The organism is Microcoleus sp. OTE_8_concoct_300 (genome assembly GCF_031383065.1).
GTDB lineage: Bacteria > Cyanobacteriota > Cyanobacteriia > Cyanobacteriales > Microcoleaceae > Microcoleus.
Genome location: NZ_JANMZH010000654.1, coordinates 1 through 7,735 on the forward strand (window position 1 = coordinate 1; position 7,735 = coordinate 7,735).

Annotated in this window: 6 protein-coding genes; all 6 read left to right on the top strand. The window is 46.8% G+C overall.

Annotation, left to right across the window (positions count from 1 at the left end):
* Positions 1-98 precede the first annotated feature (98 nt).
* Positions 99-1,250: an ABC transporter ATP-binding protein gene (locus ACUVJL_RS29745; RefSeq protein ID WP_445249129.1), complete on the top strand. Its 1,152-nt coding sequence runs from the start codon at positions 99-101 to the stop codon at positions 1,248-1,250.
* A gap of 384 nt (positions 1,251-1,634) precedes the next feature.
* The gene (locus ACUVJL_RS29750; RefSeq protein WP_445249130.1) at positions 1,635-2,672 is read left to right on the top strand and encodes a hypothetical protein; all 1,038 of its coding nucleotides are present in this window, start codon (positions 1,635-1,637) and stop codon (positions 2,670-2,672) included.
* A gap of 46 nt (positions 2,673-2,718) precedes the next feature.
* A complete protein-coding gene (locus ACUVJL_RS29755; RefSeq protein ID WP_445249131.1) occupies positions 2,719-3,519 on the top strand; it encodes an ABC transporter permease in 801 nt (266 codons plus the stop codon).
* Positions 3,520-3,726: 207 nt separating this feature from the next.
* Positions 3,727-4,629 (top strand): Rpn family recombination-promoting nuclease/putative transposase, encoded by a 903-nt coding sequence (locus ACUVJL_RS29760; protein WP_445249132.1) that lies wholly within the window; start codon positions 3,727-3,729, stop codon positions 4,627-4,629.
* A gap of 44 nt (positions 4,630-4,673) precedes the next feature.
* On the top strand, positions 4,674-6,698 hold the full coding sequence (locus ACUVJL_RS29765) for a GldG family protein (protein WP_445249133.1): 2,025 nt from the start codon (positions 4,674-4,676) through the stop codon (positions 6,696-6,698).
* 119 nt (positions 6,699-6,817) lie between these two features.
* Positions 6,818-7,456 (top strand): DUF4340 domain-containing protein, encoded by a 639-nt coding sequence (locus tag ACUVJL_RS29770; protein WP_445249134.1) that lies wholly within the window; start codon positions 6,818-6,820, stop codon positions 7,454-7,456.
* Positions 7,457-7,735: the final 279 nt, after the last annotated feature.

Below are 7,735 nucleotides of genomic sequence, written 5' to 3' on the forward strand. Positions count from 1 at the left end.
TTCGATCGACCGACTGTGATGACAGGGTAAGGCGCACAGCGCGCAACTGGTAGAGTCAATCTAAAATCTAAAATCTAAAATCGCGTGACTTCTGACAAATGATTGAAGTAGAACACTTAAGCAAAACTTACGGTTCGACCGCAGCGATCGCGGACGTGTCTTTTTCGGTCGAATCAGGAGAAATTCTGGGTTTTTTGGGACCCAACGGTGCCGGCAAAACCACAACCATGCGGATTTTGTCGGGATATTTGCCGGCATCCAGCGGTACGGCCCGCATCGCCGGCCTCGACGTTCACGAAAACTCGATGGGAGTCAGACAGCGAATCGGCTATCTGCCGGAAAACCCGCCACTGTATCCAGAAATGACTGTGGAAGGGTTTCTGTTTTTTGTGGCCAGGATTAAGCAAGTACCTGCGGGCGATCGCGCGCGACAAGTTACTTCCGCCATCGAACGCTGCGGGCTGGTTGATAAACGCAAAGTTTTAATCCGCAAGCTTTCTAAAGGATTTCGTCAGCGCGTCGGTATCGCTCAGGCGATCGTCCACGACCCCCCCGTCATTATCTTAGACGAACCAACCGTCGGCCTCGACCCCCGACAAATCATCGAAGTCCGCAATTTAATCAAAAGTCTTGGCGGCCAGCACACAATCATCCTTTCCACGCACATTCTGCCGGAAGTCAGCATGACTTGCAACCGCGTTACCATCATCAATCGCGGTAAAATCGCCGCTGCGGGTACTCCCGACAATTTGATGGGAGAGTTGGCCCTCTCCGAGGGTTACGAGCTCGAAGTAGAAGGCGAGGCGGATTTGGTAAACAGTCTGCTGTTGCCTTCTTTGGACAATTTGCCGGGAGTTCGATCGGTCGAATTGATTCCCAGCCAGGAATTTTTAGTGAATCGCTACCGCCTGCGGGCGTTGTGCGAACCGGAAAGAGAACCGGGACGAGAAATTGCAGCAGCTATCATCGCCTCTGGATTTGGACTCTGCGAAATGCGCCGCTCTCGCGCTACTCTCGAAGAGGTGTTTTTAAGGCTGACAGCGGCTGAAAAGAAACCCGAAGAAAATCTGGTTCACAGCGAACCGGAGGTCGCTCGAAATCTGCAAGAAGCGGCAGAAATTCAAGACTCGATCGCGGATGCTCATCAATCGGAATCACAACCGATTGTCGAAAATCTGCAAGTTACAGAAACGGTAGAGTCGCTAGAACATCCTCAATCAGAACCGATTGTCGAAAATCTAGAAGTTTAAAAAACGGTAGAGTCGCAAGAACATCCTCAACCCGAACCGATTGTCGAAAATCTAGAAGTTTCAAAAACGGTAGAGTCGCAAGAACATCCTCAACCAGAACCGATTGTCGAAAATCTAGAAGTTTCAGAAACCGTAGAGTCGCAAGAACATCCTCAACCAGAACCGATTGTCGAAAATCTGCAACTACAAGAAACCGTAGAGTCGCAAGAACATCCTCAACCAGAACCGATTGTCGAAAATCTAGAAGTTTCAGAAACCGTAGAGTCGCAAGAACATCCTCAACCAGAATCGATTGTCGAAAGCCAAGAGTCGATCGACTATTCTCAACCAGAATCCGAACCAATTGCAGAAACACCAGAGGAAATAAGCGATTTAGAACCAGGAATGCAACCAGTGGCAGATTTTCTGGAAATTGTACAAAGACAAGAGTCGCTAGAGAATCCTCAACCAGAACCGGTTGTCGAAAATCTGCTCATTGTCGAAACGGTAGAGTTGATCGAACCTTCTCAACCAGAACCGATTGTCGAAAATCTGCTCATTGTCGAAACGGTAGAGTCGCAAGAACCTTCTCAACCAGAACCGGTTGTCGAAAATCTGCTCATTGTCGAAACAGTAGAGTCGCTAGAGAATCCTCAACCAGAACCAGTTGTCGAAACAGTAGAGTCGCAAGAACATCCTCAACCAGAACCGGTTGTAGAAAATCTGCTCATTGTCGAAACAGTAGAGTCGCAAGAACATCCTCAACCAGAACCGGTTGTCGAAACAGTAGAGTCGCTAGAGAATCCTCAACCAGAACCAGTTGTCGAAAATCTGCTCATTGTAGAAACAGTAGAGTCGCTAGAGAATCCTCAACCAGAACCGGTTGTAGAAACAGTAGAGTCGCTAGAGAATCCTCAACCAGAACCGGTTGTAGAAAATCTGCTCATTGTAGAAACAGTAGAGTCGCTAGAGAATCCTCAACCAGAACCGGTTGTAGAAAATCTGCTCATTGTCGAAACAGTAGAGTCGCTAGAGAATCCTCAACCAGAACCAGTTGTAGAAAATCTGCTCATTGTCGAAACAGTAGAGTCGCTAGAGAATCCTCAACCAGAACCAGTTGTCGAAAATCTGCTCATTGTCGAAACAGTAGAGTCGCAAGAACATCCTCAACCAGAACCGGTTGTCGAAAATCTGCTCATTGTCGAAACAGTAGAGTCGCCAGAACATCCTCAACCAGAACCAGAAACGATTTTAGATACACCAAAGTCTATCGAACATCCTCAACCAGAATCCCAACCAGTTGTAAAAAATCGGCCACGTAAAAAAAAGCCACAACCGAGTAGCGATTCTCGACCACAACAGCCACCTATTACCAAAAAGCCACAAATAGAAAGAAAGCAACAGGATAGCGACGACCGCGAAACACCACCTGCTGGCGACTAAGAATGAACCAATTACCAATGACCAATTACCCATTCCCAATTCCTAAATGTTAGTAATGATTAGTAATATTGTCGCAATTTACCGCAAAGAACTACAAAGCTATTTTGCCTCGCCATTAGCCTATGCCATCGCAGCAGTGTTTTGGCTAATCACCGGCTACTTTTTAATAGCCATCCTCCTGGCCCCCGACGGGTTAATTCCCCAAATTGGCCAGCGAGACCAAATGGGAATTACCGAACCTCCCATCGACGTAGCCTACGAATTCCTGCAACTCTTCCTGCGAATCATGGGTTCCCTTTCGTTGTTCGTACTACCCGCACTCTCAATGGGACTTTACGCAGAAGAACGCAAACGCGGCACCTTAGAACTATTAGCTACATCGCCCTTAACAAACTGGGCAGTTGCTACGGGCAAACTCCTCGGCGTTTTAACATTTTATACCACAATGTTGCTGCCCCTGCTGTTCTGCGAGGCGATCGCCCTCAGTTCCTCAACCCCACCCGTACCCCCCGCAGTTCTCCTGCTAGGACACGGTGGCTTAATATTACTAGCAGCAGGAGTATTGTCCCTCGGAATGTTTATTTCCTCCCTCACAGACAGCACAATTTTATCAGCCATCCTCACCTTCGCTCTAGTATTATTTCTCTGGGTGATCGATGCAGCCGCCGTCGGTATCGGTGGCCCCTTCGGAACAGCATTAGCACATTTGTCGCTCCTAACACATTACACCAATCTTGTCAAGGGAGTTTTCGATACCAGCAGTTTAATTATGTTTGCCAGTTACATAATTTTAGGAGTATTTCTGACCGCCCAATCCATCGATGCCTTGCGATATCAGCGTTCTTAAAAAAATCAGGGCAGGATTCCGGGAATAAACAGGGGAGAGTCGGAGAGTGGGAGATTAAAGGAGAGGCCACCAATTTCCAATGCCCTGTTTGGCCAATGCCCAATTCCCAATTCCCAATTCCCAATTCCCAATTCCCAATTCCCAATTCCCAATGCCCAATTCCCAATTCTCAATTAATGTTAGTTATTCCACTAATTGCTTGAAAGAATGAGATTTATAGATCCCAAAATCGACTTTGCGTTCAAAAAAATATTCGGTTCCAGCAACAGCAAAGACATCCTGATTAATTTTTTAAACGCCATCCTTTATGAAGCACAGCCGCTCATCGAAGACTTAGAAATAATCGACTCCCAACCAGAAAATCCAACTCTGGGGGCCCAAGAGACACGCCTAGATGTCAAAGCCACAATTAACGGCGACAGAATCGCCCTCGTTGAAATTCAACTGCTCAACGTGCCTTCCTTCGGGAATAGAGTTTTGTACAACGCTGCCAAAAGCTACAGCCAGCAATTAACAGGAAAAGACCGCTATGAAAGACTAAAAACAGTAATTTCCTTGAAAATTGCCGATTTTGAAATGTTTGAAAATCAGACAGAATTTATGTCGCGGTTTGTTTTTCAAGAAAAAGAGCAACAGTTTCAGTGTCCAGATACTGAAATAGAATTAGTATTTATCGAACTGCCCAAATTTAGCAAGGAATTAGCAGCATTAGAAACAACCGCCGACCAATGGATTTACTTTATCAAAAACACCAGCACTCTGGAGACAGTACCAGAAACACTGAGTGCAGTTCCAGAGATTAAGAAAGCTTTGAGAATTGCCAGGGAAGACAACTTCACTCAGGAAGAATTAAAGGAATTGCAGAAGCAAGAACTGTGGATTCAAGACCAGCAGATTGCCATAGAGATAGCAAGAGAACAGGTGACAAAAACAGCTCAACTCTCGTTAATATTGCGTCAGCTTGTGCGGCTTTTAGGCACAATACAACCGGAAACAGAAAACTGCATCCGTCAATTAAGCGTAGAGGAATTAGAAAACTTAGGAGAGGCCGTGCTGGATTTCAAACATCCGTCTGATTTAACAGCATGGTTGCAGGCTAATGCGATATAGAATAACATTCTAGAACCGGAATTGGGTCACTCAATATTTACCTTATGAAAATTAGAAAAAAAAATTGGAAATACGTTTTTTTGCTGGGCCCCCTCCTAATCGCAGCGGGGGTAACAGCAGCACTTGTATCCGGAGTATGGGAACCCCTGACAGTCGGTTTAGTTATTGCTGGAACAGTGACGATCGCACTTTGGCTGCTATATTTGAGTTACGAACAAAGCTTTTGGGGGCAGCGTTCCACTCAAGCCAGCACCAACGCCCTGATTGCTACCCTCGCCGTCTTTGTGATTCTCGGAGTAATTAACTTCATAGCCGTTCGCTATCCCGTCCGCATCGACTTAACCGAAAGCCAACAATTTACCCTCGCCCCGCAGACTCAACAAATACTGCGAAATTTGCAACAAACAGTCAAAGTTTGGGTGTTTGACCCCACCCAAAATCCTCAAATCAAAGAATTGCTGCAAAGCTACAAACGCGAGGGAGGCGAAAAGTTCCAATTTGAGTTTGTTGACCCGGTAGTCCAACCGGGAAAAGCGCGGGAATTTAGCATTACCAGCATCGGAGAAGTATACCTGCAATCCGGTGACAAAAAACAGGTGCTGCAAAAAGGCGGCACTGCTTTTGGTAGCGACCCGAATCAAGGTCTTTCAGAGATAAAACTTACCAATGGCTTAGAAGAAATTCTTAGCACTCGCGTTGCTACAGTTTACTTTTTGCAAGGGAAAGGAGCCCGCCCGCTAAAGGAAGGTCAAGGCGGAATTCAGCAAGCTGAAAAAGCTCTGAAAGATAAATACTACAACGTCCAAACACTGAATTTGACCGAACGCAAAGAAGTGCCAGAAGATGCAGATGCTTTAATCGTTCCCGGCCTGGAAAAACCGTTTTCAGATACAGAAATTAAAGCACTAAAAGCTTATCTCGATCGCGGCGGCAGTTTATTGTTAATGGTAGACCCGGCAATTGATACGGGATTGGACAAAATGCTGCAAGAATGGGGCGTAAAACTAGACGCCCGTTTGGCTATCGATGCTTCGGGTACTGGTCAAAGATTTGGGCTCGGCCCCACAGTTCCCACAGTCAGGCGCTACGGCGAACATCCTATTACTCAAAGTTTTGGCAACGGTATTTCATTTTATCCGTTTGCGCGTGCTTTGGAAACGTCGCCAGTAGAAGGGATAGAGGAAAAACCGCTGATTTGGACGAGTCAGGAAAGTTGGGCCGAAAGCGATTTGACGACGAGGAAATTGGAGTTTGATCAGAAGACCGATCGACAAGGCCCGCTATTATTAGGTGTAGCTTTAGTTCGATCGTCCACTGACAGCACTCCCTTAAAGCCCTCACCTCGACCAACACCAACACCGGTCACGCCTTCACCCCAAGCATCGCCGACAACTTCACCATCGCCGACAACTTCACCATCGCCGACAACTTCGCCGTCGCCGACAACTTCGCCGTCGCCGACAACTTCGCCGTCGCCGACAACTTCACCATCGCCGACAACTTCACCATCGCCGACAACTTCGCCATCGCCGACAACTTCACCCTTGCCGACAACTTCACCCTTGCCGACAACTTCGCCGTCGCCGACAACTTCGCCAACAGCTTCCCCAATTAGCTATTCGGTGATTGTCTCGCAAGAAGCTACGCCTCCAGCATTACCGACGACTTCGCCAACACCAGCAGCATCTCCCACAGCATCTCCCACAGCATCTCCGACACCGACACCAGAAACATCTCCCACAGCATCTCCCACAACATCTCCCAGTCCAAAGTCAACTCCTTCTGCGCCTTCAACTCCTAGAAAAACATCGCGAATGGTAGTAATTGGCACATCTCAATTTGTGACTAACGGTTGGTTTGACCAACAACTCAATAGCGACGTGTTTCTCAATTCAGTCAGTTGGTTGAGTAAACCAGACCAGCAAAGCTTTTCTATCAGTCCGAAAAAAGCTACCAACCGCCGCATTAACATGACGCCCATCCAAGTAGGATTGCTGGTTTTAGCTTGGCTAATTTGGCCTTTACTCGGACTGGGAATTGGCGGCGCTATCTGGTGGAAGAGAAGATAAGTTAGTGGACTGTTGACTGTTGACTGTTGACTGTTGTCAGTTGACTGTTGACAGTTGTCAGTTGTTATTAATAACAGACTCCCCAATGCCCAATTCCCAATGCCCAATTCTCAGTTACTATGAAATTGCAGAAAAATACATTAGTATTGATAGCCGTCGCGCTGAGTATGACTGGGTTGGTTGCTTTGTTCGAGATGCAAGTGTCTCCGAAACAGGAAGCCGCTAAGGAAGAAAAACAGAAAATTTTTGCTTTTAAGTCCGATCGCGTACAATTCTTTACAGTCAAAACTCCCGAAAAAATATTGACTTTTGAGCGAGTTTATGCTACAAAAGGAGGCAAGTCTAGCTGGGAAATGAAATTGCCAGTGCAAGCACACGCAAGTCAGGCATCGGTGGATTTTTTGCTAGACAGGCTGGCAACAGGAAAGAGCGATCGCACGATTAATATTACTGCTGCTCAACTGCCAGAATACGGTCTCGACCAACCCCAAGCTACAGTCACAGTAAAACTGGACAACCAGGAAACTCACCGCCTAGTATTAGGCAAAACAGACTTTAGCGGCCGCTTCTTGTACGCTCAAGCCAATCCGCCTTCCGCGTCCTCTCAAAATTCAGCCCAAAATTTGCCTGTGCTGCTAGTGCCATTTGACTTTAAAAACGCCGTCCAGCGACCTTTGTCAGAGTGGAAAAAAGCAGAAGCACCCAAAACAGACAAACCGCAAAAACCCTCTCCGACGCCAAGTCCCGAGAATAAATAGATGCCCAGTCGCTCCTCGATGTTGCACCATTCTCAATAAGCCTTTTATGAACAGGCAAGATGCCTGTTCCACAAAGAGTGAATTTTCTTGTGGAACAGGCATCTTGCCTGTTGCTGACAATGGTGCGCTCTGGGATAGAATTTAAGGAACAAATCCCAAAACCTGTGTTGCACCATTCTCAATAAGCCTTTTATGAACAGGCAAGATGCCTGTTCCACAAAGAGTGAATTTTCTTGTGGAACAGGCATCTTGCCTGTTGCTGACAATGGTACGCTCTGG